We start from the raw sequence: 25,385 nt of genomic DNA, 5'->3' as shown, positions 1-25,385 counted from the left end.
ATGAGCCCGACGGATCCTCTGGCGGTCCAGGCCGGCGCCGGGTTCGGCGGGCTGCTGCTCAGCGCCTTTTTCCTCGGCGTCCTGCACGGGGTGACGCCCGACGAGCACACCTGGCCGATCACCCTGAGCTACGCCATCGGTGCGGCGTCGGGCCGGCGCGGGATGCAGGCCGGCCTCCTCTTCTCCGCCGCCTTCACCGTCCAGCGGGCGATCGCGTCGGAGCTGGCGTTCCTCGCCCTGGCTCCGATCCTCGCGAACGGATCGCTCGATGCCGCCATCGACCTGGTGGTCGGCGTGGTCATGGCCGCATCCGGCGCGTACATCCTCTGGCGGGGCCGGGAACTGCATCTCACGGAATGGCTCGAGCGGTTCCTCCATCGATTGCTCCGCGTCGCCGAGCAGGATGAGACCGACGGCCAGCTGGCGATGGGCACGAGCCCGGTGCCGCTGCGGATGACGCTCGTTCATGGCTTCGTGGCCGGCTGGGGCACCGGGGCATTCGCCCTCATCATCTACACGCGGATCGCCCCGGCGATGCCGAATGCCGGGGTGGCCTTCCTGCCCGGCCTCCTGTTCGGCCTCGGCACCATGCTGGTCCAGGCGGCCGCCGGTGCCGCGATCGGGGCGTGGATGCGGTCGCGAGGGCTGGGGGCGGCCGCACTGACCTATGTCGGGCGCTCGGTCGCCGGCAACACGCTCCTGTACGGCGGCCTCCTCTTCACCGCGTGGGGGCTCTTCGCCCTCCTCGCCCCCGGGCTGGCGGCGCCGTTGGAGCACGGCCTGCCGACGGGCCTCCCGATCCCGAATCTCGACAGCGTCAACGCCGGTCTCCTGCTCGTGGCGGTGATCGTCTTCGGCATCGCCGCCGGCAGCTTCGTCCGAGCCACGCGCCGCGTTCGCTCCCTCTTCCCGGCCACAAGGTCCCATCGCCAGGAGCAGTCATGAGCAGCTCGCCTCCGCCGCCGACTCGTGCCCCCGGCGGGTCGAACCGACCCGCGTCTCCGGTCCAGCCGCGGCCGATCATCCCGCACCGGGTCTGGTGGCTCATCTTCGGGATCCTCCTGCTGTGGAACATCGCCACGCTGCTGCTCCCGGCGACGAGCTCATCGGTGGACTTGCCCTACTCGGCCTTCGTGAGCCAGGTCCAGCAGGACAGGGTGGCGTCGGTGCAGTTCGACGGACAGGCCCTGCAGGGCACCTTCGTCCACCCGATCCAGTGGCCGCCGGCGAGCGGCCCAGGGGCTTCGCCCGTGACCTCCCCCGCAACCTCCCCGGCGGTAGGCTCGTCCGTCCCGGCCGCCGGCGCGACGGCGCCTTCCCTCTACCAGACGTTCACGACGGTCATCCCCCCATCCGGCTCCCGGACGCTCCTGCCACTGCTCGAGTCGCACAACGTGACGATCACCGCCAGGAACACGAGCAGCGGATCCGTCCTCCTCAGCCTCGTGATCGGCATCCTCCCGGTCCTCCTGCTCATCGGCGTGATCGTCTACATGGGCCGCCAGGCGCAGCGCAGCCAGCAGGGAATCTTCGGGTTCGGCAGTTCGCGCGCTCGCCTCTATGACGTCGAGCACCCGACGGTCACCTTCGCGGACGTCGCGGGCGAGGATGACGCGAAGGCCGAGCTCGCGGAGGTGGTCGACTTCCTCAAGGTGCCCGAGCGCTACGGCCGCCTGGGAGCACGGTTGCCGCGCGGCGTCCTGCTCATCGGTCCACCGGGAACCGGCAAGACATTGCTGGCGCGCGCCGTGGCCGGGGAGGCAAAGACGCCGTTCTTCAACATCTCCGCCTCCGAGTTCGTCGAGATGTTCGTGGGCGTCGGCGCCAGTCGCGTGCGCGACCTCTTCACCAAGGCCAAGGCGGCCGCTCCCGCCATCATCTTCGTCGACGAGATCGACGCGGTCGGCCGCCAGCGGGGAGCCGGCCTGGGCGGTGGCAATGACGAGCGCGAGCAGACCCTCAACCAGCTGCTCGTCGAGATGGACGGCTTCGACGACAGGACGAACGTCATCGTGATCGCGGCCACCAACCGGCCGGACGTGCTCGACCCGGCGCTCCTGCGCCCGGGGCGTTTCGACCGCGAGGTGACCGTGAGCTATCCGGACCGCGCGGGTCGCGAGGCGATCCTCCGGATACACACGAAGGGCTTGCCGCTGGCCCCCTCGGTGGACCTGGCAGCGCTTTCCCGGGCGACGACGGGCTTCTCCGGCGCCGATCTGGCCAACCTGGCCAACGAGGCCGCCCTCCATGCCGCCCGCGACGGGCGCGAAACGGTCGGGCCCGAGCAGTTCGAGGCCGCGCTCGACAAGGTCCTGCTCGGCACGCCCCAGTCTCCGCTGGTGGACCCGGAGGAACGCCGTGTCGTGGCCTACCACGAGGGCGGTCATGCCGTCGTGGCGCGCCTCACACCGGGAGCGGACCCGGTGCAGAAGGTGACGATCGCGCCCCACGGGCGGGCGCTCGGTGTGACCGAGCAGCGACCCGACGAGGATCGCCGCAACTATCCGCGCGACTACCTGCTCGGGCGGCTGACGATGATGCTCGGCGGCCGGGCTGCCGAGGAAGTCGTCATCGGGCAGCCCACGACCGGCGCCGAGAGTGACCTCAAGGCCGCGACGGACCTCGCTCGGCGGATGGTGGGACTGTGGGGCATGAGCGACGATCTCGGCCCCGTCTCGTACGGCGTGGGCGAGACCCACCCCTTCCTGGGCCGCGAGCTGGCGGCACCGCGCGAGTTCGCCGAGGCGACCGCCGCTCGCATCGAAGACGCCGTGGCGGGACTCCTCGAGCAGGCGCGAACGAGAGCCCGTGACCTGCTGCAGCGCCACCGTGCCGCCCTCGACGCCGTGGCCAGCGAGCTGATCGCGCACGAGGTCCTCAACGCGCGCCGCCTGGACGAGATCCTCGTCGAGGCGGGCGCCCTGCCGGTCGTAGCCGATGTGGCGGGCGGCGCCCCGACCGGGAAAGCGTCCGCCGCCGCGACCGGGAAGGCGGCCTCCGCCGCCACGGACGTCACCGCGGCCACCGACGTCACGAAGCCGTAGACGGGCGCCAGGGTCGCCCGCGTCGCCCGCGACCGGTTACTGCGCCGTCCAGCCTCCGTCGACCGTCAGGACGGTGCCCGTGACCATGGCGGCCGCCGGCGAGGCGAGATAGAGGACGGCGGCCGCGACATCCGCGGTCGAGGCGACGCGGCCCGCCGGGATCCGCTCGATGACCGAGGCGAGGAAGGCCGGATCGTCCAGTCGTTCCGCGGTGCCGGGCGTGTAGACCCAGGTGGGGGCGACGGCGTTCACCGTCACGCCGCGCGGCGACCACTCGAGGGCGAGGACGCGGGTCAACCCGATCACGGCCGCTTTGCTCGCCGCGTAGGCGGCATGCCGCGGGATGCCGACGAGCCCCGCCTGTGACGCCATGTTGATGATCCGACCGGACCCCTGGGCGAGCATCTGCCGGGCGGCCGACTGGGAGGCGAAGAAGAGCCCGCGGACATTGACCGCGAACAGCTCGTCCCATTCGGCTTCCGAGGCGTCGATGGCGTCGTGGTTCGTCCCGAGGCCCGCGTTGTTGACGAGGATGTCGAGCCGCCCGAACGTGGCGACGACCTGACCCACGGCCGCGTCGATCGAGGTTCGGTCCGTCAGGTCGAGCTCGATCGCCGTTGCCTCGCCACCGGCCGCGCGGATCGTCTCGACGACCGCCTCCGCCGTGTGGGACCGACGCCCGGCGACGCCGACCCGGGCTCCGGCCCGGCCGAACGCCGCGGCGAGGTCCGCGCCGATGCCGCCCGTCGCGCCGGTGATGAGCGCGACCTGGCCCGCGATCGAAAACGAGATGCCGTCCATGCTCAGAGGAGCGTACTCGACCCGAACCCATGGCCGGCGTGCGGCGAGAGACGTGGTCGTTGCCGCGGCCCTGGAAGGCGGCGTCAGGGGCGCGCGTGGAGGCCGGCGCGTGGAGGCCGGCGCGTGGAGGCCGGCCCGGCCCGCGCGTGCGGATCCACGGTCAGATGTGCCTCACCCGCGCGTTCGTCACCGGCTTCTTGACAGGTGCCCACCAGGCGGTCCGCTGTCATGAGTCGATGATCTCCGCACGGCCGCCCACGCTCGAACCTCGGCAGCGACCGCCAATCGGAGCGACGCAACAGCGACGAGTGCCCGCCCTGGAGACCGTTTGGCAGGAACCCGAACCCGAACCCGAACCCGAACCCGGGGCCCTGACCCGAACCCGAACCCGAACCCGAACCCGAACCCGAACCCGAACCCGAACCCGAATTTACCTCGACCATGGTCGATCGGCGCGGCGTCGGTCGGAGACACGCTCCGGCGGCATGTCGCGCTCAGCCTGCGGTTCGACGCAAGCTGATCCGGCCGGCCGCCGAGTCTGGCACGCTACGCGGCGATGACCACCCGCCACGAGATCGGCGACGTCGCGCGCCGCATCCCACTCTCGCATCGCCGGGCGCTCGTCGGTCGCCACACGCGGCTCCGGCCGGTCGACGGCGTGGCAGATGTCCGCCTCCACCTGGCGGACGAGGTGACGCCGGTCTGGCGCGCGACGGAAGCCGCGCTGGGCATCCCGGGCGCACGCATCCCGTTCTGGGCGTTCGCGTGGGCGGGCGGGCTGGCGATCGCGCGCTTCCTGCAGGAGCACCCGGACGAGGTGAGCGGCAAGCAGGTGGTCGACCTCGGGACGGGATCCGGCCTCTGCGCGATCGTGGCGATGCGCCTGGGCGCGGCCGGGTCGACCGGCATCGACATCGACCCGTTCGCCGAAGCGGCGGTGGCACTCAACGCCCGCGCGAACGGCGTGCGGGTGGGGTTCAACGGTCGCGACGTCCTCGACGAGGGCCCGCCCGAAGCCGATGTGCTGCTCGCCGGCGATACGTGGTACGAGGGACCACTGGCGCAGCGTGTCCTGCCCTGGCTCCGCCGAGCGGCGGCCAACGGCACGCGGGTCCTCGTCGGCGACCCAGGCCGGCGGTACCTGCCAGCGAACGACCTGGTCCCGCTGGCCGCGTATGACGTCCAGACGACGACGCAGCTCGAGGATCGGGCTGTGCTTCGGGCACGCGTGTTCACGCTGCCCGGCCGACTGCTACTTCGCGATCTCCCAGATGTCGCCGCGGGGATCCGACCTCGCGACCCGCCACCGCGGCAGGCTCGATGAGCTCTCGCGCCGCTGTCATCTTGAGCAGGTTGGTCATCGTGTTGCCGAAGTCGAACACGGCCGAGTCGTCGTTCTCGAACGCCACGGACAGGCCGAAGACCTCCCCGACCCACGTGCGTCTCGTCAGGTCTCTGGTCGAGCCTCGACGAAGCCTGCCGCGCTGAAGTCGCCATCGAATGCCAACGCCTCCCGGAGGCGCTCCCGGCGCATGACGACAAAGCTCGTGGCATCGACGAACGAGTAGACCCGCTCATCGTGGCGGCGAAGCCAGGCCCGAGCCTCGCGCTCGATCGCATCCTCGACATGCACGACGGTGAGCCAATCGGTCGACTCGACCGCGTCGAGGAAGGCGACGGCCGACGGGTGCCCGTCGCGACGGCGCAGGAACGTCCAGGTCTCGCCGACGACGTGGTTCGTCGTGAGGATCGGCTGGCCGGGCGTCCACAGGCGCACGGCGAGACCGTGATTGGCGTCACGCCTGAGTCGGAGCGCCACCCAGTAGGAGGTATCGACGAACCTCACGAGCCGTAGACGACCTCGTCGACGGGTGCCGGGGCAGCGTCGCTGCCGCCGATCCAGTCGCGGAACGGATCCAGCGTGGGCACTGGCTCGCCGATCGAGCGGCGGACGGCCTCGCGGATGAGGGCGGCCTTGGACGTGTGCGCACGACGCGCCCGGACGGCCAGCTCGTCGTCGAGCTCCTCCTCGATGTAGATCTGCAGGCGCTTCATTCGTGGAGTATACATCTGGCATCACCGTATACAGCTACAGGGGCCGCCATCGTAGCGTATCCGTATCGCCATCCTCAGGCCTGACGTCGTCGCCGCAGCAGCCGAATCTCAGCCTATGGAGGCGGCGAATTCGCCGCGAGATGGTCACGGAGCATCGAGTGAAACGTGACGACCATCGGACGGTGGTCGCCGCGCATCGAGGCGCCGGCGGCGCCGGCATAGAGAAGACGGGCTGGCCGTGGCTTCAGCTGAACGAACGCCTCCAGCCCGTACCGGAGAGCGATCCAGTTCGCCCACACGCGAGCGGTTCGACCGTTCCCGTTGGCGAACGGGTGGATCCGAACCCACTCTCCGTGCGCGATGGCCATCAGACGCAGAACGGCCGACAACTCCGTGTTGCCGAGGCTTGCCCCGACCGGGATGCCTGTGTCGAGGTTCCCGACGGCCGTCGCGAGCGCTGCCTCGAAGCGATCGAGCTCATCAGGCACCAGCCCGGATGGCACGCCCAGGTAGAGCGCTCGATGCCACTCCTGTGCAAGCGAGACGGTGGGCGCGACTCGGGTCGGAGCGGCCGCGATGATGACGACGATCAGTCGGCGGATATTGTCCTGGATGACCTGCTCGTAGCCGACTGGATCATCGTTCCAGGGCGTAGCCAAACGCGGCCTCCACCCCAAACGGATCGCCCGGCCGGGTGGAGAGGTGCTTCGACTTCAGGGGGTCGTCGTACTCGACCTCCGCCCGCGCGAAGTCCGCGGCCTGCTGCTCTGGTTCGCGCGCCCGGTATCGCCGCAGCAGGGCGATCGTCTCGGTGAGGTCCATCTCCATCCCCTCCGCGAGCACGCGCAGCTCCCGCCCGATCATGTCCTCGGCAAGGGAGTTCATCGAAACACCCAGCCGACCAGCGATCAGACGAAGCAGTCGGTAGTTCTCGCTGTCGTCGAAGCGGACCTTCAGTGACGGCCGGCCCTCACCCGTGCTCATGTCAGGAACGGTAATCACGATGACGTCAAACGTCAAGTTTGGGGTCATCAGCCATGGTACCGCTCAGCAGGTTGGCGACTGACGGCGCCGCGAGCGTGTCATCGGGTGATGGCGGCTACGGGAACGGAAGGTGCGCAGACATCCGGACCACGGAGATCCGCGCGGACATGCTCGCGAGCTTCGTCGACCAGTCGTGGTCGTTCGTGATGAGGTGCCGGACCTGGGTCGCGAGTCCTGTTCCCACGATCAACGCATCGGGCGGCGGGAACTTCCTGTCAGCGCGCAGGTGGGCGGCCTCCTGGGCGACCTGCAGGTCGACCGGCGCGCAGGTCAGGTTCGGATGCGTTCGCAGGAACGCGAGCACGGTGTGGTGGCCCGGCGGCACCGCCCGCATGGGACGAACGAGGATCTCCATCACGGTGACCATGGAGACGACGGCCGGGTTCCGGCCTGTCTCGACGAGCACCCGCATGACGAAGCGAGCCACCGGATGCGTCGCGTCGGTCGCGTCGAGGAAGGCAGCGAGCACGGTCATATCGAGCAGCAGGCGATCGCCCTCCGGGATCGCCGCGAGCAGCGACGACTTGGACATGAGCCGCCTACTCGCCCCAGGCGGCCCGCTCGCCGCGGACGAACTCGAGGACCTCCTCGCTCGTCCCGAAGACGCCGGTGAGACTGCCGGCGAAATCGCGGGGCATGAGCCGGACGTGCGCGACGCCCGGCTCGGCCGGGTCGACGTCGAAGACGAGGATGTCGTTCGGGGCCGCGTCGAGCGCACGAACGATCGGCTCGGGCATCGTGAGCTGGTTCTTCCGCCGGAGGCGGGCCTCCGCCTCAATGGGATGGTCCAGGACGTCCATGGTCGGCCTCCGTGCGTAGGACAAGAGCCTACATCGTCCTACTCGATATGTCGCGGTAGGAAGGCCGATCGCTTCATCGCACCGCCTCCAGCCCAGTGCGCGTCGACAAGCCATCTCCTACCATCCGGGTATGGGGCGTCCTGCGCCTTGTGCTCGCCGCCTCCAGGCGGATAGCCGGCCGCACGCCTTGTCATCGACCAGTTCGATCGCGCCGTCGCGCCGCAGGTCCGCCAGCACCCGCTTGATCGTCGGATCGCTGATCCCCGGGAGCGCCGAGCGGACGTTGCGGAACCGGAACACGGCCGGGGCGTGGTCGAGGATGTACCGCCGGACCTGGTCCTGCTTCGATCCTGCCGCGAGGTTCCGCCGCGCGACGACACGTGCCTCGAAGCCGTCGTAGGCGGCCACGAGGACGTCGACGAGATAGCCGATCCATGGCCAGACGTCGTGCTCGCCTTCGTGCCAACGGCGCTGGGCGGCGTAGATCGCGTCGTAGTACGCGTCCTTGGTCTCGAACATTCGCTGCTCGATGCTCACGTAGCGCGACACTGCGTAGCCCTGCTGAAGGAGCGCGTGGGTCGTGATCAGACGCGCGAGGCGACCGTTCCCGTCGGCGACCGGATGAATGGCAAGGAAGTCGAGGACGAGCGCGCCGATGAGAAGGATCGGGTGGGCGGCCTCGGCGGCGACTGCCTGGCGGTACCGGTCGAACAGGTCCGGGAGCAGGGATTCCGTCTCCCTGGGCGATGGCGGCGTAAAGAGCACCTCGCGATGGCCGCGCTGGTACGACACGATGAGGTTCTGCTCGGTCTTGAGCCGCCCGCCGCCACTGTCGGTGTGCCCGAAGAGCAGCCGGTGGAGGTGCAGCACATACGGCACCGACAGTGCCTCGAGTTCGGTTGCCCGCGAGATCTCGTCGATCGCGTCCCGGTACCCTGCAAACTCGCGCTCATTGCGGTTGCGAAACCGCCGCGGTTTTGCTCCTTCCGCCACGAGCCCCTGGATCCGGCCTGCGTCGACGACGACACCCTCGATGGCGCTGGAGGCCGTGATGGACTCGACGCGGGTCGTCTCGGCCAACGCGTCGAGGAGTTGCGGGAGTTGGTCCCGGTACAGGCCCTCGCGGCCGCGGCCGACGTCGATCCGCGCAAGACGCACGCCGAGACGCACGGGCTGGGATCCGAACGTCCTGTCGAGGTTGACGAAACTGCGCATCGCTCATCTCGGATAATCGGATACAACGTGCCTATCCGACCCCGATTATCTGCAATTATCCGATCCCGGTCAAGAGGCCTCGCACGATCGATCTCGCAACGAGATCTCGGTGTTGGTCGAGCGCGACCGCCGCGGTCCCGAGGAACTGCCGCAGGGCGGTCTCGACAGAGCGGCTCCTACATATCTGGCGGTGGGTTCGGATCGTGCCAGCAGAGCTGGCACGGCGGACGACCATGATGGATCCGTGACGACCCGCCGGACGCGCCCCCCTGACCGCGGCTCTGATCCTGTCCACCATCCAGGTGGCGGTCCTCGGAGGATTCAATGCGCCTCACCTTCGACTCGGCGACGGATGTCGCCTACCTCTCGCTGCGCTCCCTCGCGCAGGGCGAACTCCTCGGGCCGACGCTCCTGCTCGAGACCGACCGCGAGTTCTCCGGTGCCGTGGCGCTCGACTTCTCGCTCGCCGACGGCCGGGTCATCGGGCTCGAGTTCCAGATGGCCTCGGCCTGCCTGCCGGCCGAGCTCCTCGCGACGGCCGAGCGACGAGACGGTGAGAGCCTCGCGGACCGGTTCGCTGAGCGGCTTGCGCGCCACATCGCCGGACCGGGCAATCCCGCTCACCCGCTGGCTCGAAGTCCGCGGACCCACTGAGGCGGGTGGCCACGCTGAGCGGGGCAGAGAAGTCTCGCGTCTGGTGGGGGTTACCGGACGCACCACCCGCGCCGCGGGGCGGCATCCGTTACCGGAGACTACCCTGCGGGTTCCGCCCAGCGGACCTGCTGTCCGGTGACCGAGGCGATGAGGTCGAAGTCCTCGTCGTAGTGGACGACCGTCAGGCCGTGCCGCGCCGCGACCGCGGCGGTGAGGAGGTCCTGGTGCCCGACCTGGCGGTGCTGGGGACCGCCGCCGCGACGGAGTAGCTCGCGCCACACCCGCCGCCCCTCGTCCCAGTCCTGCGGCTCGACGCGGTAGAAGGCGCACCCGTCCAGGTCTCCCTCGATTTGGGCGTAGTCCGCCACGTCGCGGGCGCTGTAGAGCAGCTCCATCACGATCATGTCGGTCACGCCCACGAGACCGGCGAGGAATCGCAGCCCGAACTCGGGCAGTTCCTCTTTGTGCGCCCAGACCGAGGTGTCGGCGATCTCGAGGGTCAGCATCGGCGAGGCGTCACGCGGACTTCCGCCGGGGCTGCGCGACCGGGACCGGCCTGGCTGCCGGCCGATGGCGTGTCGGCGACTCGAGATCGAAGGCCGCTCACGCCTCGGTCTCGGCGGGCCGCGCCGCCGCCCCTGCAAGCGCCGCCGCAGTCTCGGTGGCTTGGGGGAGGAACGGACGCGGGGCGCGCATCTCGGGCAGGAGTTCCTTGAGGTTGCTCCAGTCGCGGGCCATGAGACGAGCACGCGCCTGCCGCGCGACCGCCTCGCGCAGGGCGGCGTGGACGGTGTCGGTGGTGCGGGCCGTGCCGAGCGCCGCAGCGGCCTCGGCGAGGAGGTCGCGGTCGAGGTCGAGGGTGGTATGGGTCTTCATGTGGCCCTCTCGCGTGGTCAGGAGCACCGTGGATGCGTGATATACATATAATACCTTGCGCAGATGCACGGGCGTAGTCAAGCATGGTGCGTCCGGTAACCCCCACCAGACGCGAGACTTCTGAACGGCGGTCGTCAGGGTTTCGAGTCGTGCACACTCACAGGACCGCGGCGGCGAGCTGAGAGTCGGCTTCCAGTACATGCGCCACCCGCCGTTCGACAGCGAGGCGGGCCGCGAGCCACTGCTGGCGATGCTCAACGAGCTCCCGGGCGTGGACATCCCGGCGGAGCGACTGCGGGGTCGGCCACGGATCCCCTTGAGCGTCCTCGCCGACCCGGATGCGCTTGCTCGGCTCATCGGCGTTCTCGATCGCATCGTCGACGAGACGCAGCCGTCAGCGATGGTCGGCGCGATCGGTGCTGACGACGCGTCCCCGTTGGCGGGGGATGACGAGTGACCATAACGCGACCTCGGCGTTGTTATGCTGCGCGCGGATCGCATCTGACCCACACGGAGGGCTCGCGAGCGATGGCTGGACTGAAGGGGCAGGCGCTCGCCCTCGAAGCGCTGCGGGTCTATCGACTCGCCGAGGCCCGCTATCCGAGCGGCATCACGATCGCCGAGCTGGAGTACGAACTCCGCATCGCGGGCGTGCGGATCGAATCGGATAACGACGTCGTCGCCCTGCGGAGTGCGCTCAACGCGAGCATCGTCAAGGGGATCTGGCGACTCGTCGATGTCGGGATGTGGCTGCCCGCAAACGGGGTCTCGAAGACGGAGACCGGCCTCGCCGGCAAGCCTCTCGCCGCCGCGCTGCACGATTTCGTTCGGGTCACCTATCCCGACCACGAGTTCCACTATGAGCGGGCCCGCGAGGCCCTCGAGCGGACCGGAGTCAAGGTCAAGGGCACGGGCTCGACCACCCGCGCCTCCCTGGTGGGTGCGCCGGATCGCTTTACCCCGGTGGTCGGGAAGCGCGGCTACTGGCGCTGGAAATGACGTGAACCCATCCGCGATCATGCGTCGATAACCCTGGATCCACGAGCGGTCCCAGGCGCTGGGGGAGGCGAGATGGAGTCCCGCGGGAAGTTAGCCGAGCGCCTCGTCGACGAGCGAGTGCGGACCGCCCTGCCGGCCGACGCCTTCCACCTCTATCCGAACGCGGAGTGGCTCGGCCCGATGCGCGACGGCGGCCCGGCGCGAGACGGCGAGGCGGATCTCGTCATTGTCCACGAGGATCTCGGCCTCCTCGTCCTCGAAGTGAAGTCGGGCACTCCCACCCGCGACCATGCCGGTCGCTGGTGGCTCGGTGATCGCGCGCTCGACCGCGATCCGTTCAACCAGGCCGGGGACAGCAAACACCAGCTCGTCCGCAAGCTCCAGGCGATGGCGGACTGGTCGCCGCGGACCGAGCCACGGGCGGGCCACGCCATCGCCCTTCCCGACGTCGATCTCGCGAGCCTCCCGCGGGGCCACGTGCTCCTGGGAGCCGACGCCCCGACCGAGCTCGTCCTCGATGGCGAGGCGCTCGAGACACCGGAGGCGACCCGGCGCTGGGTCGAGCGAGCGTACGGATACTGGCTCGGCGACGGGTCGAAAGGAGCGCCGCTCGGCGCCGTCGGGGTCCGCCTCCTCGACGAGATCCTCGCCCCGACCTGGACGCTCCATCGCCTCGTCCGAGGACGGATCGAGGACGACCGCGCCGAGCTCGTCGCGATGAGCCGCGAGCAGGTACTCATCGTGAGCCGGACCCGCAGGCATCGCCGCCTCGAGGTCGTCGGCCCGGCCGGCAGCGGCAAGTCGATGCTCGCCGCGGCGAAGGCCCGACATCTCGCCCACGAGGGCTATCGGACGCTTCTCGTCTGCTTCAACCAGCGACTCGCGACGAGCCTCATGCATGAACTCGCGGATGCGCCGGCCTCGGCCGGGCTCGACGTGACGACGTTCCATCGCCTCTGCGAGCGCCTCGGAACCGAGGCTCGGGTCCTGCCACAACGCCCTGAGCCGATCCCGCAGACCTGGTGGGACGAGACGCTCCCGGGTGCCCTCGCGGCGGCGATCGATGCCCTGCCGGACGCGCGCTACCACGCGGTGATCGTCGACGAGGGTCAGGACTTCGAGGCCCACTGGTTCGAGCTCCTCCAGCGCCTCCTCATCGATCCCGACGATGTCTTCTGGGTCTTCCACGATCCGGGCCAGGCGCTCATCCGGACCGATGTCGTGGCGGAGCTGCGGCTCGAGCGCCACGAGCTCTTCGAGAACCACCGCAACCCCGAGTCCATCGCGGCGCTCGCCGCGCGTTTCTACCGCGGCGGCGAGGAGGTCATCGGCCTCCGGGAGACCGGGCGACGGCACACGATCATCACCGCCGAACCCGGCGATGCGACCCGCGAGGCGCTCCGCACGACACTCCACCGGCTCGTCGTGGATGAGCAGGTTCCGCCGTGGAAGATCGCGGTGCTCTCGGGCGAGAAAGCCACGGCCAGCGCCGTCTGGCACCAGCGGAGGTATGGGAACGCCGTGCTCGTCAACGAGGCGATCGAGGCCGACGGGCGCTCCAAGGGGCTGCCGCCGGAGGACGTCCCGGACGAGCCAGACGAAGTCCTCTTCGAGACGATCCGCCGTTTCAAGGGGATGGAGCGTGAGGTCATAATCCTCGTCGAGCTCCCGACCGAGGGCGACCACCTCGACGAGCTCCTCTACGTCGGGCTCACCCGGGCGACGACCGAGCTCGTCGTGATCGCGCCGCCGGAGCTCGCGGGGCGGCTCGGGTGATCCGGGTCGGGGCGCTGGTCGTCGATATGACCGCGTTGGTGCCGTCCATCTGGACGCCACGAATCGGTTTCCAAGATCCCGACGCGATCTTACGCCGGGCCCGGTCTCGGGACCTGTACGTCGAGCTCGGGATGAAGTAGACATCGCACAACAGGGGCTACACCTCGCCGAGCATAAGTTCGGCATCATCGCAGCGCGCGTCGCCGCCAAGCATGGGGAGGTCACAACGGTTCGCTTCATCCACACCGCTGATCTCCAGCTCGGGATGACCCGGCGCTTTCTCGATGACGACGCGCAGGCGAGGTATGCCCAAGCGCGGATCGATGGCCTGTCCGCGATCGGCCGGATCGCGGACGCCGAGAAGGCTGAGTTCGTGGTGGTGGCAGGGGACGTCTTTGAAACGAACCGGGTCCGACCGAGGACCGTCGGCCGAGCCCTGCAGGCGATGGCCTCAATCCCGGTACGGGTCTTCCTCCTTCCGGGCAACCACGACCCGCTTGATGCTGCGACGGTGTACCGCTCGCCCACGTTCCTCCGCTCGGTGCCTCCGAACGTCGTCGTCCTCGACCATTCCCACCCGGTCGACGTTCGAGATGGCGTCCAGGTCGTCGGGGCACCGTGGACGACGAAACGGCCGCTGCTCGATCTGGTCGCCGCGGCGTGCGATCCGCTGGTCGCCGATCCAGCCCTCGTGCGGATCCTCGTCGGCCACGGGGCCGTGGACTGCTGGGGCGAGTTCCACGATCCTTCGACGATCCGCCTGGCCGCCGCCGAGGCTGCGATCGCCGACGGCAAGGTCCAATACATCGCCCTCGGCGACCGCCATTCGACGACGCAGGTCGGTGAGACAGGGAGGATCTGGTACGCGGGTGCACCGGAACCGACCGCCCATGACGAGACTGACGCGGGGAATGTCCTGCTCGTCGAATTGGGGGACGGCACCTGCACGGTGACCTCACGACCGAGCGGGACGTGGCGGTTCGTGGGCGAAACGCTGGAGCTCGACGCGGCGTCGGGCCCTGAAACGCTTCTCGACCGGCTCGACCGTCTGCCGGCCAAGGATCGGTCGATCGTCCGGTTGACCCTGCTGGGCGTGCTCTCGCTGACGCAGTACACGCGGCTCCAGGAGATCATCGAGGAGGCGCGCGAGGTCTTCGGATCGATTGAGGAGTGGGAGCCCACAAGCCGGTTGCTCGTCCGCCCCGAGGACGACGACTTCGCCGACCTTGGCCTCAGTGGCTTCGCCAAGAACGCCGTCGCTCGACTTCGGGCCGAGGCCGCTAGCGGCGGCCCCGATGCCGAGACGGCCCGTGACGCGCTGTCGCTCCTGGTCCGTCTCGTGCACGCACATGGGGCGGGCGCATGAGGATCCTCAGGATCGCGCTCCGCAACTATCGCGGTGTCAGTGATCGCACGGTGGAGTTCGCTCCCGGCGGCGTCACGATCGTCGAAGGGCCGAACGAGATCGGCAAGTCGAGCATCGCCGAAGCCATCGACCGCATCATCGAAGACCTGGACTCGACGTCCAAACAGCGAATCCAGGCGGTCAAGCCCGTCGACCGGGATGTTGGACCCGAGGTCACGATCGAGGCCGAAACCGGTCCGTACGCCTTTCGCTACAAGAAGCGGTTCCTCCGAGACCGGGTCACGGAACTGGAGATCACTCGGCCGCGGCCGGAGAACCACACCGGCCGAGAGGCGCACGAGCGAGTCCAGGCCATCCTGTCGGAGACCGTGGACATGGCCCTATGGAAAGCGCTGCGCATGCAGCAGGGAGACGTCGTCGGGCAGGCTCCGCTCGCCGACCAGACCTCGCTGTCCGCCGCCCTGGATCGCTCAGCGGGGGAGTCGCCCGCCGGCGACGAGGAGGTGACGCTGTTCGGGCTTGCCCACGCCGAGTACCTGCAGTACTGGACGGAGACCGGTCGGCGAAAGCAAGTGGTCGCAGAGATGGAGCGAACGATCGAAGGTGCAGCGCAGAGGATCGCCGGGATCGAGGACGCCATCCGGGCGATCGAGGCCGACGTCGAGGCAAGCGTCCGCCTGGAGGGTGAGGCGCGTCGACTGGTCGAGCGAGGGGCCGAGCAACGGTCGAGACTAGGCGAACACCAGGCGCGCGTCGACGCGCTTGCGAAGCTCGAGGCCGGGGTCGCGACGATCCAGGCCAAATTCGGCTCGGCGCAGCTCGCAGCCAATGAGACCAGGCGCGTCGGGAAGGCGCGCCAGGACGCGATCTCGGCCGTCGCGACCGCCAAGTCCGACCAGGAACGACTCGACGCTGCGGTACGGGAAGACGGCCCGCAGCTCGAGGTCGCCCAGGCCCGTGTCGCAGCCGCCGACACGGCGGTGGCCGCAGCCCGGCTGGAGCGAGAGGTGGCGAGGGCCCTGGCCGACGAGCGCCAGGCTCGTCTCTCACAGCTGCGGGACGCAGCCGATCTGGCATCACTGCTGGAACGCAGCGAGCGCGTCAAGGCGGCCCTCGTCGCGCTGGAGGCGGCCGCGGCGGACGCCGCACTCCCGGTTGACACGGCGCTCCTGGCATCCATCCGGGAGCAGCATCGGACCGTCGAGCTTGCACGCGCTCGGCTCGAGGCGACCCGCCCGCTCGTCCGCGTGGAGGCGTTCACTGATCTAGTCGGCCTCGTTGACGGACTCGAGTTGAAACTGCCCGCGGGCACCCGGCTGGAACGTCGCGTGGATCAGTCGATCGAGATCACTCTTCCCGACATGGCGTCCGTCTCGGTCGAGGTGGGAGCAGCGGGCGACATGACCAGCACGGAGCTCGAGGCGGCCGAGGGCCAGCTGGGGGATCTACTCCGGGCAGCAGGTGCAACGGATCTCGCAGAAGCAGAGCGCCTGCATTGGTCGCGTGAGGACGCGGGCCGGACGGTGACGGAGCAGAAGCGTGGCTTGCGAGAGAACCTTCGCGATCTCACGTTGGAAGCTCTCGAGGAGCGGATCGCAAGCCTGCGCGGGCGGATGCCAGAGGCCGAGGAGTCACACACCGGCGCCGGAAACGAGGATGACGTCCGCCGTTCCGCGGAAGAGGCCCAACGGGCCCTCAGCGAGACAGAGCCGTCCGCCAGGGCCGCCGAACAGGAGTGGGAAGGGGCACGTACGAGACTCGCTGAGATCGAGATCGCTCGCAGCGAGCGCAACACTGAGCTTCGACTGGCGACAGAGGAATTCGAACGACGCGAGGCCGCGCTTGCCGCGGAGCGCGCCGCGGCCTCGGACGAGTCCCTTGCGAAGAGTCTGCGGATGGCCGAGGGAGCCGAGGAAACTCTCGGGGCGGAGCTCGATGGAGCCAAGACCGAACTGGCACGAGAGGGCGCGGACCAGGCTCGCGAGATGCTCGACAATGCCAGGCGGGCCCTGGAGCGCGTGGATGCCGAGACCAGGCAGGTCCAGGACGAGTTGCTGCAAGTCACGACCAGGCTCCGCGACCACGGCGAGGACGGTCTCGCCGAGGATCTCCAGGAAGCGCAGGCGGACAAGGACCAGGCCGAGCCCGATCTGCGACGCTACCAGGCCCACGCGGCGGCCCGGAAGCTGCTCTTCGAGACGCTCCGCTCGGAACGCGAAGCGGCCCGGCGATCCTATGTGGCGCCGCTCCGGCGAGAGATCGAGAACCTCGGGAAGATCGTGTTTGGCCCCGACTTTGCGGTGGAGCTCGACGACCTGAACCTGTCGGTCGTCAGTCGAACGCTCCAGGGTCGGACGATCCCGTACGGGAGTCTGAGCGTCGGCGCCCAAGAGCAGATCGCGCTGATCTCGAGGCTCGCGTGCGCGACGATCGTGGCTCCTGATGGCGGTGTCCCCGTCATCCTTGACGACGCGCTTGGGAACTCAGACCCGCAGCGCCTCGAAGCCATGGGGGCTGTCCTGGCCGTCGCGGGGCGCCAGAGCCAGATCATCGTCCTCACCTGCCAGCCGGACCGGTACGAACACGTCGGAGGGGCACACGTCGTGCGGCTGTCCTGAGGGGTCGGGACAGGACCTCCGGCGACCCTCGTGCCTACAACGACGCACTCAAGGGCCGCAGCTATGACAAGCCGACTTGGCGCCGGATCCAGCACCTGGGCGACCTCCGGAACCTTTGCGCTCACGTCCTCGATGACGAGCCGACGGTCGACGACGCCCGAGAGCTCATCGAGGGCGTTGAAGACGTGCTGCGGGAGCTGCCGGCAGCCCGTTCCTAATTTAGCTTGACGCCGAGCGCGTTCGGTTCCTCGTCCTCCCACCCAGAGACGTTCGCGGCGACGATCGAGCGGGGCGGGATGATCCAGTTCCGGCCGATGCTCGGTGTCTTCCGCTGGATGGTGACAGGCCCTCCCTGGTCTGGCTTGCGGGAGCTGCCTGCACCTAATTCGTACCTTTGTTCGGAACGAACCGGTGGGGTCCGAAGAAGCCGATGTGCACTTTGCCCGTCGGGCCCTTGGTGTCGTCGTGGAAGTAGATGCGCGGGATTTGCTGTCCGCCGCCCTCGGCAACCTTGATATGAGCAACCATGACGAGTCGGCCCGAGGGGTCGACACGTCGATCGACCTCGAAGCGGCGCTTTTCCCGGAGCTCGCGTGAGTTCATGACCGTCTCGCTCTCGGACATGGCGAGCTTCTTCTCGCTGGCGGCCCAGAGGCCTGTTGATGACCGCTCGCACCAGTCCCAGAACCCGTTGTACGAGGTGGCCTCCTCGACATAGGCGTTGAGCGCGCGAAACGCGCGCCAGGCGGAACGGGCCCAGCCCGAGTTCTCGTTCGCGGCGTCGAGTTCGGCCAGAGACACGGCTGCCGACTCCGGGATGGCCAAGTTAGCGAAGTGTTTCCGGGCCAGTGCGATGGCTTCGCTGCTGCTGGTGACATCCTCGGGGACCGCGGCCGACTCAGAAGCGGCATCGACGTCGAACGATTGCGTGTACTCAACGAACGAACGTCGGAGCTGCTCGTTGTCGCGGCGCAGGTCCTCATTCTCGTGCTGCAGTGTCACCACTTGGCCCTGCAGGCCCAAAGCGGTGTCATACGCACCCTGGAGCTCCGTAAGCCATTCCGTATCAGGCTCCCCCGGGGCTGACAGCATGCGCTCAAGCTCTGCCTGCAGGTTCGTCACGCGATCGAGGAGCTCGGCGTCCTTGGCGATCCGGAGTTCGGCCTCGAGGGGGTCGGCTTGGACCCGCATGACAGCGACGCTCGCGAGCTGACGCTCGAGCCTCTTGGCGACGCCGGCGTCGGAGTTCTCGACTACCTCGATCCTCCCGGGAAGCCAGAGGGGATGCGCCATTGGGTTCGAGTCGAGCGTGAAGCCCGGCCAGTAGGTGCGAACGGCACCGCCGTACACCGAGAGCAGAGGGCCGAGCCGATCGGTAAGGCCGAACGTCGCGTCCCGGTCGACGATCTCCACCACGTGGGCGACACCGATGAGCCGGTATGCAACCTCTCGCGGGTCGACGAGCCCGCGGCCAGTCTCGCCCGCCGGAGTGAGCACGATCACTGGAAGCCGCCGCCGGGGATCGAGGAGCAGGTCGACGAGATCGGAAATTCCGCCGAGGCTCGCTCGCGCGGGAAGGGGACCCATCCGCCGGCCGTCGAGGTGGATCCCGGGCGACTGGGCGAGCATCGGGATGACGTTCGGGCGCCCGACCTCGTATCGGACCGGAGCGAGGCGCGCATCGACGGAGTTGATCGCAATCCGGACAGTGAACCGAGCGCCGGAGGCATCCGCGCCAACCTGGCACCGGGACTGCCACACGATCCCGGTTCCGGGTTCGTTCTGCTGCCAGTCGAGGCTCCAGAGCCGACCTTCACCCGTCCGCACCAGGTCCGAACGCCACACGACGCTATCCGCGCCGACCTCCAGCGCTCCGGCGGGCCAGTCGCCTGATGGATCCTGGTCGTACTTCTTGGCAACCCACCGGAGCACCACGCCCGCCGCCGTCGCGACCACCTCAGGGTTGGGTTTCGCGTCGGGACCACCAAGCAAGAACGACGCCGCGTAGACGTCCCTCACCGCCCCCACCTCCTACGGAGCAACGACGGCTTGCGCCGGATCAGACGCGCCGGCGCCTGTGCGCACCAGTCCCGCCCGACTGGCCTCGGCGGTCCTCCGGGCGTAGCCTCGGGCCCATCGCTGCCACCTTCGATTTCCGAATCGCGACCTTGGATGATTTATCTGCCCTACAGTGTGACTCTAGAGCGAGCTCCATGACAGCTATGGTGTCGCGGAGACACACAAGCCTGTTCGTCGAAGCCTCGCGGTCGACCGGCGAGTCTCGCAGCAGCAACTCCAGTCGCCCGAACATCGCGAGTGCGTCCTCAAGCCGAGTCCTCTTCCTCCCGTATCCATCCGAGCCGCGGATCTCGACGATCGCGCTTACGGCCCGTACGAGGGCGAGATCGTGGTCCTACACCGGCCTGACCGCCTGAGGATCGGGCTCGCCAAGTCGGACGCGCCCCCTCCGATGATCGCGGTTACGAGTGACCCGAGCAGCGGTGGTGGTGGTGGGTACACTCGCATGGGCGTCTTAAGCCGCAGTGGGAGGGATCGTGGCGAGAACCGCGCGAGCGAAAAGCGACGCCGGTGCCAACGGCGGCTTCGAGGCGAAGCTCTGGCAGACGGCCGACGCCCTCCGCAACAACATGGACGCCGCCGAGTACAAGCACGTCGTCCTGGGGCTGATCTTCCTCAAGTACATCAGCGACGCATTCGAGGCCAAGCACGCCGAGCTCGTCGCCGAGCTCGAGGCCGACCGAGCTGCGGGCGCCGACCCAGAAGACGCCGACGAGTACCGTGCCGCGAGCATCTTCTGGGTGCCCAAGGAAGCCCGCTGGTCGCACCTGCGGGCCAGCGCCCCGCAGCCCACGATCGGCACGCTCGTCGACGACGCGATGACCGCGATCGAGCGGGACAACCCGACGCTCAAGGGCGTGCTACCCAAGGACTACGCCCGGCCCGGCCTCGACAAGGCACGCCTCGGCCAGCTCATCAACCTCGTCAGCGACATCGCCCTCGGTGCTCCCGCGGATCGGGCGAAGGACACGCTCGGTCGGGTCTACGAGTACTTCCTCGCCCAGTTCGCGAGCGCCGAGGGCAAGAAGGGCGGCCAGTTCTACACGCCCTCCCACGTCGTCCGGATCCTCGTCGAGATGCTCGCGCCGTACAAAGGCCGCGTCTACGACCCGTGCTGCGGCTCGGGCGGGATGTTCGTCAGTTCCGAGAAGTTCATCGAGGCCCACCAGGGCCAGCTCGGCGACATCAGCATTTATGGCCAGGAGTCGAACTACACGACCTGGCGCCTCGCCAAGATGAACCTCGCGATCCGCGGCATCGACGCCCAGATCGCCCACGGCGACACGTTCCACAACGATCGCCACCCCGACCTCAAGGCTGACTGGGTCCTGGCCAATCCGCCGTTCAACGACAGCGACTGGCGGGGCGAGCTCCTCCGCGACGATCGGCGCTGGGCCTATGGCACCCCACCGGCGGGCAACGCCAACTTCGCCTGGGTCCAGCAGTTCATCAGCCATCTGGCGCCGACCGGGATCGCCGGCTTCGTCCTCGCCAACGGCTCGATGTCGACGAACCAGTCGGGCGAGGGCGAGATCCGCCGAGCGATCATCGAGGCGGACCTCGTCGACGCCATGGTGGCCCTGCCGGGCCAGCTCTTCTACTCGACCCAGATCCCGGTCTGCCTGTGGTTCCTCGCCCGCGATCGGCGCAACGGCCGTTTCCGCGACCGCCGCGGCGAGACCCTCTTCATCGACGCCCGCAAGATGGGCACCCTGGTCGATCGGACGCACCGCGAGCTCACCGACGCCGACGTCGCGACCATCGCCGGCACCTATCACGCCTGGCGCGGCGATGAGGGCGCGGGCGAGTATGCCGACGTGCCCGGCTTCTGTCGGGCGACGACGATCGACGAGATTCGCAAGCACGGCCATGTGCTCACGCCCGGCCGCTATGTCGGTGCGGCGGATGTCGAGGAGGACGCCGAGCCCTTCGACGAGAAGATGAGCCGCCTGACCGCGACGCTGGGGGAGCAGCGGGCGGAGGCCGCCCGGCTGGACGATACGATACGGCGAAACCTGAAGGCGCTGGGATATGACGACTGAGCAACTCGTGAAGAGCAAGCGCGAGGAAATCCTCCGTGTTGCCGCTGAACACGGCGCGCACAACGTTCGCGTGTTCGGCTCCGTGGCGCGCGGCGAAGCTGGCGAGGAAAGTGACATCGACCTGCTCGTCGATATGGAGCCTGGTCGGAGCGGGCTGGAGCAGGCCGGGCTCATCCTCGACCTCGAAGCACTCCTCGGACGCAAGGTGGACGTCGTGACGGATGGCGGCATCTACTGGCTACTGCGCCGCCGGATCCTGAAGGAGGCGCGCCCGCTGTGACGAAGGACCCACGCGTCTACCTCGCTCACATCCTTGAGTGCGTCCAGAAGATCGAGCTGTTCACGGCGGACGGGAAGGGCCGCTTCATGCGTGACGGGATGGTCCAGGACGCCGTGATGCGGAACTTCGAGATCATCGGCGAAGCGGCCAAGCGCCTTGATGACAGCTACCGAACCGCCCATCCGGAGATACCCTGGCGAGCCCTTGCCGGATTACGCGACGTCCTCATCCACCAGTACGAGGGAGTTGATCCCGAGCGTGTCTGGACGATCGTGGAACGGGAGTTGCCGAATCTCTGCGAAGCGATCGCCGCCCTCCTGCCGCCGCTCGATCAGCTGGAACGCGAGCTCGCCGGCGAAGAGGACGCGCCAGAGCAGGATCGATGAGAGCGGCCAAGGTGCGGCGTCCGGACGACGCCATCACCGCCAACCTGAGGGAGCTCGGGTATGGCGGCTGACTGGCAGGAAGTGACCGTCGCCGACATCGCGTCTGCCGGGCGAAACGCTTTGGTGGGCGGTCCGTTCGGATCGGACCTCGTCTCACGCGATTACGTGGACCATGGCGTCCCTGTAATCCGGGGCCAGAACATGGGGGGTCGCTGGGTGGCCGGCGACTGCGCGTTCGTCACCCCGGAGAAGGCCGCGTCGCTTGCGGCGAACACCGCTCGGGCCGGAGACATCGTGTTCACCCAGCGCGGCACACTTGGCCAAGTCTGCCTCGTTCCGGATGCCCCTTTCGACCGCTACCTCGTGTCTCAAAGCCAGATGAAGCTCACGGTCAACCGTGAGCTTGCCGACCCGCTCTTCTTCTACTACGTGTTCCGCGACATCGAGCAGCAGGATTACATTCGTCGAAACTCGATCCAGACTGGCGTGCCGCACACCAACCTCGGCATCCTGCGCGCGACGCCCGTTCCGCTTCCGCCCATCGCCGAGCAGCGTGCAATCGCCCACATCCTCGGCACCCTGGACGACAAGATCGAGCTGAACCGCCGGATGACCGAGACCCTGGAGGCGATCGCGCGAGCCCTCTTCAAGTCCTGGTTCGTCGACTTCGACCCCGTCCGCGCCAAGTCCGAAGGCCGCGACCCTGGCCTGCCGCCCCACCTCGCCGATCTGTTCCCGGATTCGTTCGAGGACTCGGAGCTGGGCGAAATTCCAGCTGAGTGGAGAGCAGGCCCCATCTACGACATCGCCGACTTTGTTTACGGTGCGCCATTCGCTTCGGCGAAGTTCAACACTGAGCACATCGGGGTTCCGCTAATTCGAATTCGCGACTTGACTACTGAGACTCCCGCGGTGTGGACCCAAGAGGTTCACCCGAAGGGTCATCTGGTGCGGCCGGGAGACATCGTGGTCGGAATGGACGGGGAATTTCGCGCTCACCTTTGGGGAGGAGCTCAGGCGTGGCTCAATCAGCGTGTCTGCGTTGCCGTCCCCAAGCCCGGATACTCGGCCGCCTTCGTCCACTCCAGCCTTACCGAGCCCCTGCGCCGGGTAGAGGCGACCGAGACTGCGACCACCGTCATCCACCTTGGGAAGTACGACATCGATCGCTTCGCAGTCGTCGTTCCTACCCACGCGGTCGTTGGCGCGTTCAACCGAACTTGCCAGGTCATGAACGACAGGATCGTTGCGAGCAAGGCGCAGTCACGCGCACTCGCCGCCCTTCGTGACGCGCTCCTGCCCAGACTCATATCCGGCGCGCTGCGGGTGAAGGACGCCGAACGGATCACCGAGGTCGCCTAGTGGACACCTTCCGGCGCCTCGGCAACAGCATTTCGATCCCGATCCCGGCCGACAGCGATGCCTTCACCGGACGCGAGTGTCCGGAACCGGACTGCGAGGATCGCCAAGCTCGTGGACCCCGCTGAGTGTGGACATGGTTGAGGAGGAGGGAGCCATGACCTCGCGGCGATTCCGTGCTCGTCAACGCGCGCAGGCGGGAACTCGCCGGTGAGCGATTCCCGGAGAATGATCCCGCATGAATCCGAGTTCCTGCTCTACCAGACCGAGGATGGGCGCGGGCGAGTCGAGGTGCGCTTCGTTGGGGAGACCGCATGGCTGTCCCTCGGGCAGATAGCCGAGCTCTTCCAGCGCCACAAGTCGGTGATCTCGCGGCACATCAAGAACGTCTTCGCTGAGGGCGAACTCAGGCGTGAAGCAGTTGTTGCACGTTTTGCAACAACTGGTCCCGACGGGAAGACCTACCAGGTCGAGTACTTCGATCTCGACGTGATCATTTCGGTCGGCTATCGCGTGAAGTCCCAACGCGGCACGCAGTTCCGCGTTTGGGCGACACAGCGCCTGCATGAATACGTCGTCAAGGGCTTCACGATGGACGACGCGCGCCTCAAGAACCCGCCCGGGCCGGGCGTTCCGGACTACTTCGACGAGCTGCTCGCGCGCATCCGCGACATCCGCTCGTCGGAGAAGGTCTTCTGGCGCAAGGTGCTCCAGATCTATGCCACGAGCATCGACTACGACCCCAGCGCCGAAGCCTCGCAGCGCTTCTTCGCCACGGTCCAGAACAAGATGCACTGGGCGGCGCACGGCCATACCGCCGCGGAGGTCATCGCCGCCCGCGCTGACGCCGGCAAGCCGAACATGGGCTTGTCGACCTGGGCCGGCGCCGTTCCCCGAAAGACCGACGTCACCGTCGCCAAGAACTACCTCGCAGCGGATGAACTCGACGCGCTGAACCGGATCGTGAGCGCCTATCTCGAGTTCGCAGAGTTGCAGGCGCTCGGCCGGCGGCCCATGCACATGGCCGACTGGATCACCAAGCTCGACGACTTCCTGCGCCTCGGCGAGCGGGACATCCTCGAGCACGCCGGCGAGGTGTCGCACGACGTCGCAGTGGCACGGGCGGAGTCCGAATACGAACGCTTCTCGGTAGATCGCGCGTCGCTTCCGTCACCCGTCGAGCAGGACTTCGACGAGTCGGTTCAGGCGGTCAAGGAGATCGAGAGCCGCCGGATGCCGCAGGGCAAGCGGAGCCGGAAGGGGTGATCGGGACTGGTGGGCGAGGCCCGGGCATCTTCACTCGAATGTCGTTCTTCACTGCGGCAGTGAAGATGCCCGGGGTAGTGAACATCGGGAGGGGCCGCCGTCCGCGTCGCGATCATCAGGTCGCATCGTCGATCCCGACAGCCACGGAAGCCCGAACACGGTGGCCAACTCGTGCAGAAAATGCACCAGTTCGGTTCGCCTCCGCCTCGCGATGGTGGCGAGGCGAGGAGGCAACCACCGAGGATTACTCGGTGATTCGGCCGGAGGGCGCACGGCAGGTTCGTCGGCAGCTCAAGCACGACAACTCGCCTCGGTGTCATCGACGATGGACTCCCGCGAGCGGTCCACATGAAGCTGGAGCGCCGCGGCGGACAGCTGTCGGCGGACGACACAGCTGTCGGCGGACAGCTTGACCCCCCCACGGCGATTGGCAGCATCATTAGCCAGTCAGTGATGCGCTTCCTATAGCAGTTCCCGTCTGAACTGGCTAATGACGGACGGTTCACTCGAGGCCGGCCTCGAGTGCCCGATCCTCCGAGACCTCGTGCACAAGGGGCTCCTGAGCCTGCACGGGACGAGAGGCGCCGCGTTCCATACGCTGGCTCGGCTTCCAACCCGGCGTCGTCGTGGCACTGAAGTCATGGACTCCCAGGCGGGAGCGATCATTGGCTGCGGATTTCGCTCCAATCCGATCACCCGTTTCGCTCCAATCCGATCAGTCGTTT

General features: G+C 68.2%; 25 protein-coding genes. 14 read left to right on the top strand and 11 right to left on the bottom strand.

The genetic code is table 11. The features are described from left to right. Together IVW53_06340 and ftsH are read left to right on the top strand one after the other, a co-directional pair. Positions 1 to 945 (top strand): hypothetical protein, encoded by a 945-nt coding sequence (locus tag IVW53_06340; protein MBF6605186.1) that lies wholly within the window; start codon positions 1 to 3, stop codon positions 943 to 945. After that, positions 942 to 3,044, top strand: coding sequence for an ATP-dependent zinc metalloprotease FtsH (gene ftsH, locus IVW53_06335; protein ID MBF6605185.1), 2,103 nt, complete (start codon positions 942 to 944; stop codon positions 3,042 to 3,044). The genes IVW53_06340 and ftsH overlap by 4 nt, the downstream gene beginning before the upstream one ends. 36 nt (positions 3,045 to 3,080) lie before the next feature. Here ftsH and IVW53_06330 read toward each other — a convergent pair whose 3' ends face one another. Continuing rightward, complete coding sequence (locus tag IVW53_06330; protein ID MBF6605184.1) at positions 3,081 to 3,845, bottom strand: glucose 1-dehydrogenase; 765 nt, start codon at positions 3,843 to 3,845, stop codon at positions 3,081 to 3,083. 556 nt (positions 3,846 to 4,401) lie between these two features. Between IVW53_06330 and IVW53_06325 the strand changes: the two genes are divergently transcribed. Continuing rightward, positions 4,402 to 5,169, top strand: coding sequence for a methyltransferase (locus tag IVW53_06325; protein ID MBF6605183.1), 768 nt, complete (start codon positions 4,402 to 4,404; stop codon positions 5,167 to 5,169). Positions 5,170 to 5,292: 123 nt separating this feature from the next. Here IVW53_06325 and IVW53_06320 read toward each other — a convergent pair whose 3' ends face one another. The 7 genes from IVW53_06320 to IVW53_06290 all read right to left on the bottom strand — a co-directional run bounded on the left by IVW53_06320 (position 5,293) and on the right by IVW53_06290 (position 8,959). Continuing rightward, positions 5,293 to 5,691 carry a PIN domain-containing protein gene (locus IVW53_06320; protein MBF6605182.1) on the bottom strand — a complete coding sequence of 133 codons (399 nt, stop codon included), beginning with the start codon at positions 5,689 to 5,691 and terminating at the stop codon, positions 5,293 to 5,295. Next, the gene (locus tag IVW53_06315; GenBank protein MBF6605181.1) at positions 5,688 to 5,900 is read right to left on the bottom strand and encodes a CopG family transcriptional regulator; all 213 of its coding nucleotides are present in this window, start codon (positions 5,898 to 5,900) and stop codon (positions 5,688 to 5,690) included. The genes IVW53_06320 and IVW53_06315 overlap by 4 nt, the downstream gene beginning before the upstream one ends. Before the next feature lie 113 nt (positions 5,901 to 6,013). After that, positions 6,014 to 6,559 carry a Fic family protein gene (locus tag IVW53_06310; protein MBF6605180.1) on the bottom strand — a complete coding sequence of 182 codons (546 nt, stop codon included), beginning with the start codon at positions 6,557 to 6,559 and terminating at the stop codon, positions 6,014 to 6,016. Then, positions 6,537 to 6,920 (bottom strand): hypothetical protein, encoded by a 384-nt coding sequence (locus IVW53_06305; protein MBF6605179.1) that lies wholly within the window; start codon positions 6,918 to 6,920, stop codon positions 6,537 to 6,539. The genes IVW53_06310 and IVW53_06305 overlap by 23 nt, the downstream gene beginning before the upstream one ends. A gap of 79 nt (positions 6,921 to 6,999) precedes the next feature. Further along, the gene (locus IVW53_06300) at positions 7,000 to 7,476 is read right to left on the bottom strand and encodes a PIN domain-containing protein (GenBank protein ID MBF6605178.1); all 477 of its coding nucleotides are present in this window, start codon (positions 7,474 to 7,476) and stop codon (positions 7,000 to 7,002) included. Between the two features lie 7 nt (positions 7,477 to 7,483). Continuing rightward, positions 7,484 to 7,744, bottom strand: a complete 261-nt coding sequence (locus IVW53_06295) for a hypothetical protein (protein ID MBF6605177.1) — start codon at positions 7,742 to 7,744, stop codon at positions 7,484 to 7,486. A 117-nt stretch (positions 7,745 to 7,861) separates the two neighbouring features. Further along, positions 7,862 to 8,959: a Fic family protein gene (locus tag IVW53_06290; GenBank protein ID MBF6605176.1), complete on the bottom strand. Its 1,098-nt coding sequence runs from the start codon at positions 8,957 to 8,959 to the stop codon at positions 7,862 to 7,864. Positions 8,960 to 9,283: 324 nt separating this feature from the next. On the opposite strand from IVW53_06290, the gene IVW53_06285 reads away from it, so the two are divergent. Beyond that, on the top strand, positions 9,284 to 9,613 hold the full coding sequence (locus IVW53_06285; protein ID MBF6605175.1) for a DUF2283 domain-containing protein: 330 nt from the start codon (positions 9,284 to 9,286) through the stop codon (positions 9,611 to 9,613). A 98-nt stretch (positions 9,614 to 9,711) separates the two neighbouring features. Here the strand turns inward: IVW53_06285 and IVW53_06280 are convergent, their stop codons facing one another. Continuing rightward, on the bottom strand, positions 9,712 to 10,119 hold the full coding sequence (locus tag IVW53_06280) for a PIN domain-containing protein (GenBank protein MBF6605174.1): 408 nt from the start codon (positions 10,117 to 10,119) through the stop codon (positions 9,712 to 9,714). 97 nt (positions 10,120 to 10,216) lie between these two features. Further along, a complete protein-coding gene (locus IVW53_06275; GenBank protein ID MBF6605173.1) occupies positions 10,217 to 10,489 on the bottom strand; it encodes a type II toxin-antitoxin system VapB family antitoxin in 273 nt (90 codons plus the stop codon). Between the two features lie 199 nt (positions 10,490 to 10,688). On the opposite strand from IVW53_06275, the gene IVW53_06270 reads away from it, so the two are divergent. The 5 genes from IVW53_06270 (at position 10,689) to IVW53_06250 (ending at position 17,248) form a co-directional block, all read left to right on the top strand. Beyond that, on the top strand, positions 10,689 to 10,946 hold the full coding sequence (locus IVW53_06270; GenBank protein ID MBF6605172.1) for a hypothetical protein: 258 nt from the start codon (positions 10,689 to 10,691) through the stop codon (positions 10,944 to 10,946). A gap of 71 nt (positions 10,947 to 11,017) precedes the next feature. Then, on the top strand, positions 11,018 to 11,488 hold the full coding sequence (locus IVW53_06265; protein MBF6605171.1) for a hypothetical protein: 471 nt from the start codon (positions 11,018 to 11,020) through the stop codon (positions 11,486 to 11,488). Positions 11,489 to 11,560: 72 nt separating this feature from the next. Continuing rightward, on the top strand, positions 11,561 to 13,264 hold the full coding sequence (locus IVW53_06260; protein ID MBF6605170.1) for an NERD domain-containing protein/DEAD/DEAH box helicase: 1,704 nt from the start codon (positions 11,561 to 11,563) through the stop codon (positions 13,262 to 13,264). 265 nt (positions 13,265 to 13,529) lie between these two features. Beyond that, positions 13,530 to 14,630 carry a metallophosphoesterase gene (locus tag IVW53_06255; protein ID MBF6605169.1) on the top strand — a complete coding sequence of 367 codons (1,101 nt, stop codon included), beginning with the start codon at positions 13,530 to 13,532 and terminating at the stop codon, positions 14,628 to 14,630. Next, positions 14,627 to 17,248: an AAA family ATPase gene (locus IVW53_06250; protein ID MBF6605168.1), complete on the top strand. Its 2,622-nt coding sequence runs from the start codon at positions 14,627 to 14,629 to the stop codon at positions 17,246 to 17,248. Before IVW53_06255 ends, IVW53_06250 begins: the two co-directional genes overlap by 4 nt. 381 nt (positions 17,249 to 17,629) lie before the next feature. Here the strand turns inward: IVW53_06250 and IVW53_06245 are convergent, their stop codons facing one another. After that, complete coding sequence (locus IVW53_06245) at positions 17,630 to 19,267, bottom strand: hypothetical protein (GenBank protein MBF6605167.1); 1,638 nt, start codon at positions 19,265 to 19,267, stop codon at positions 17,630 to 17,632. Between the two features lie 533 nt (positions 19,268 to 19,800). Here IVW53_06245 and IVW53_06240 point away from each other — a divergent pair. From IVW53_06240 to IVW53_06220, 5 genes are all read left to right on the top strand, one after another. Next, positions 19,801 to 21,369, top strand: a complete 1,569-nt coding sequence (locus IVW53_06240; GenBank protein ID MBF6605166.1) for an SAM-dependent DNA methyltransferase — start codon at positions 19,801 to 19,803, stop codon at positions 21,367 to 21,369. After that, positions 21,359 to 21,649, top strand: a complete 291-nt coding sequence (locus tag IVW53_06235; protein ID MBF6605165.1) for a nucleotidyltransferase family protein — start codon at positions 21,359 to 21,361, stop codon at positions 21,647 to 21,649. Before IVW53_06240 ends, IVW53_06235 begins: the two co-directional genes overlap by 11 nt. Beyond that, positions 21,646 to 22,035, top strand: coding sequence for a DUF86 domain-containing protein (locus IVW53_06230; GenBank protein MBF6605164.1), 390 nt, complete (start codon positions 21,646 to 21,648; stop codon positions 22,033 to 22,035). The genes IVW53_06235 and IVW53_06230 overlap by 4 nt, the downstream gene beginning before the upstream one ends. Positions 22,036 to 22,095: 60 nt before the next feature. Next, positions 22,096 to 23,397, top strand: coding sequence for a restriction endonuclease subunit S (locus IVW53_06225; protein ID MBF6605163.1), 1,302 nt, complete (start codon positions 22,096 to 22,098; stop codon positions 23,395 to 23,397). Positions 23,398 to 23,622: 225 nt separating this feature from the next. Next, positions 23,623 to 24,660 carry a virulence RhuM family protein gene (locus IVW53_06220; protein ID MBF6605162.1) on the top strand — a complete coding sequence of 346 codons (1,038 nt, stop codon included), beginning with the start codon at positions 23,623 to 23,625 and terminating at the stop codon, positions 24,658 to 24,660. The last annotated feature ends 725 nt before the right edge of the window (positions 24,661 to 25,385 follow it).

The organism is Chloroflexota bacterium (assembly GCA_015478725.1).
In the GTDB taxonomy this organism is placed as follows: domain Bacteria; phylum Chloroflexota; class Limnocylindria; order Limnocylindrales; family CSP1-4; genus C-114.
Note: the sequence above shows the minus strand (reverse complement) of the source record. Positions and strands in the feature narration are given on the sequence as shown.

Excerpts from the sequence above, each read along its gene's own strand:
- IVW53_06340 (MBF6605186.1), top strand. The coding sequence starts at position 1 with ATGAGCCCGACGGATCCTCTGGCGGTCCAGGCCGGCGCCGGGTTCGGC.
- ftsH (MBF6605185.1), top strand. The coding sequence starts at position 942 with ATGAGCAGCTCGCCTCCGCCGCCGACTCGTGCCCCCGGCGGGTCGAAC.
- IVW53_06330 (MBF6605184.1), bottom strand. The coding sequence starts at position 3,845 with ATGGACGGCATCTCGTTTTCGATCGCGGGCCAGGTCGCGCTCATCACC.
- IVW53_06325 (MBF6605183.1), top strand. The coding sequence starts at position 4,402 with ATGACCACCCGCCACGAGATCGGCGACGTCGCGCGCCGCATCCCACTC.
- IVW53_06315 (MBF6605181.1), bottom strand. The coding sequence starts at position 5,900 with ATGAAGCGCCTGCAGATCTACATCGAGGAGGAGCTCGACGACGAGCTG.
- IVW53_06300 (MBF6605178.1), bottom strand. The coding sequence starts at position 7,476 with ATGTCCAAGTCGTCGCTGCTCGCGGCGATCCCGGAGGGCGATCGCCTG.
- IVW53_06295 (MBF6605177.1), bottom strand. The coding sequence starts at position 7,744 with ATGGACGTCCTGGACCATCCCATTGAGGCGGAGGCCCGCCTCCGGCGG.
- IVW53_06290 (MBF6605176.1), bottom strand. The coding sequence starts at position 8,959 with ATGCGCAGTTTCGTCAACCTCGACAGGACGTTCGGATCCCAGCCCGTG.
- IVW53_06285 (MBF6605175.1), top strand. The coding sequence starts at position 9,284 with ATGCGCCTCACCTTCGACTCGGCGACGGATGTCGCCTACCTCTCGCTG.
- IVW53_06280 (MBF6605174.1), bottom strand. The coding sequence starts at position 10,119 with ATGCTGACCCTCGAGATCGCCGACACCTCGGTCTGGGCGCACAAAGAG.
- IVW53_06275 (MBF6605173.1), bottom strand. The coding sequence starts at position 10,489 with ATGAAGACCCATACCACCCTCGACCTCGACCGCGACCTCCTCGCCGAG.
- IVW53_06270 (MBF6605172.1), top strand. The coding sequence starts at position 10,689 with ATGCGCCACCCGCCGTTCGACAGCGAGGCGGGCCGCGAGCCACTGCTG.
- IVW53_06265 (MBF6605171.1), top strand. The coding sequence starts at position 11,018 with ATGGCTGGACTGAAGGGGCAGGCGCTCGCCCTCGAAGCGCTGCGGGTC.
- IVW53_06260 (MBF6605170.1), top strand. The coding sequence starts at position 11,561 with ATGGAGTCCCGCGGGAAGTTAGCCGAGCGCCTCGTCGACGAGCGAGTG.
- IVW53_06255 (MBF6605169.1), top strand. The coding sequence starts at position 13,530 with ATGACCCGGCGCTTTCTCGATGACGACGCGCAGGCGAGGTATGCCCAA.
- IVW53_06250 (MBF6605168.1), top strand. The coding sequence starts at position 14,627 with ATGAGGATCCTCAGGATCGCGCTCCGCAACTATCGCGGTGTCAGTGAT.
- IVW53_06235 (MBF6605165.1), top strand. The coding sequence starts at position 21,359 with ATGACGACTGAGCAACTCGTGAAGAGCAAGCGCGAGGAAATCCTCCGT.
- IVW53_06225 (MBF6605163.1), top strand. The coding sequence starts at position 22,096 with ATGGCGGCTGACTGGCAGGAAGTGACCGTCGCCGACATCGCGTCTGCC.
- IVW53_06220 (MBF6605162.1), top strand. The coding sequence starts at position 23,623 with ATGATCCCGCATGAATCCGAGTTCCTGCTCTACCAGACCGAGGATGGG.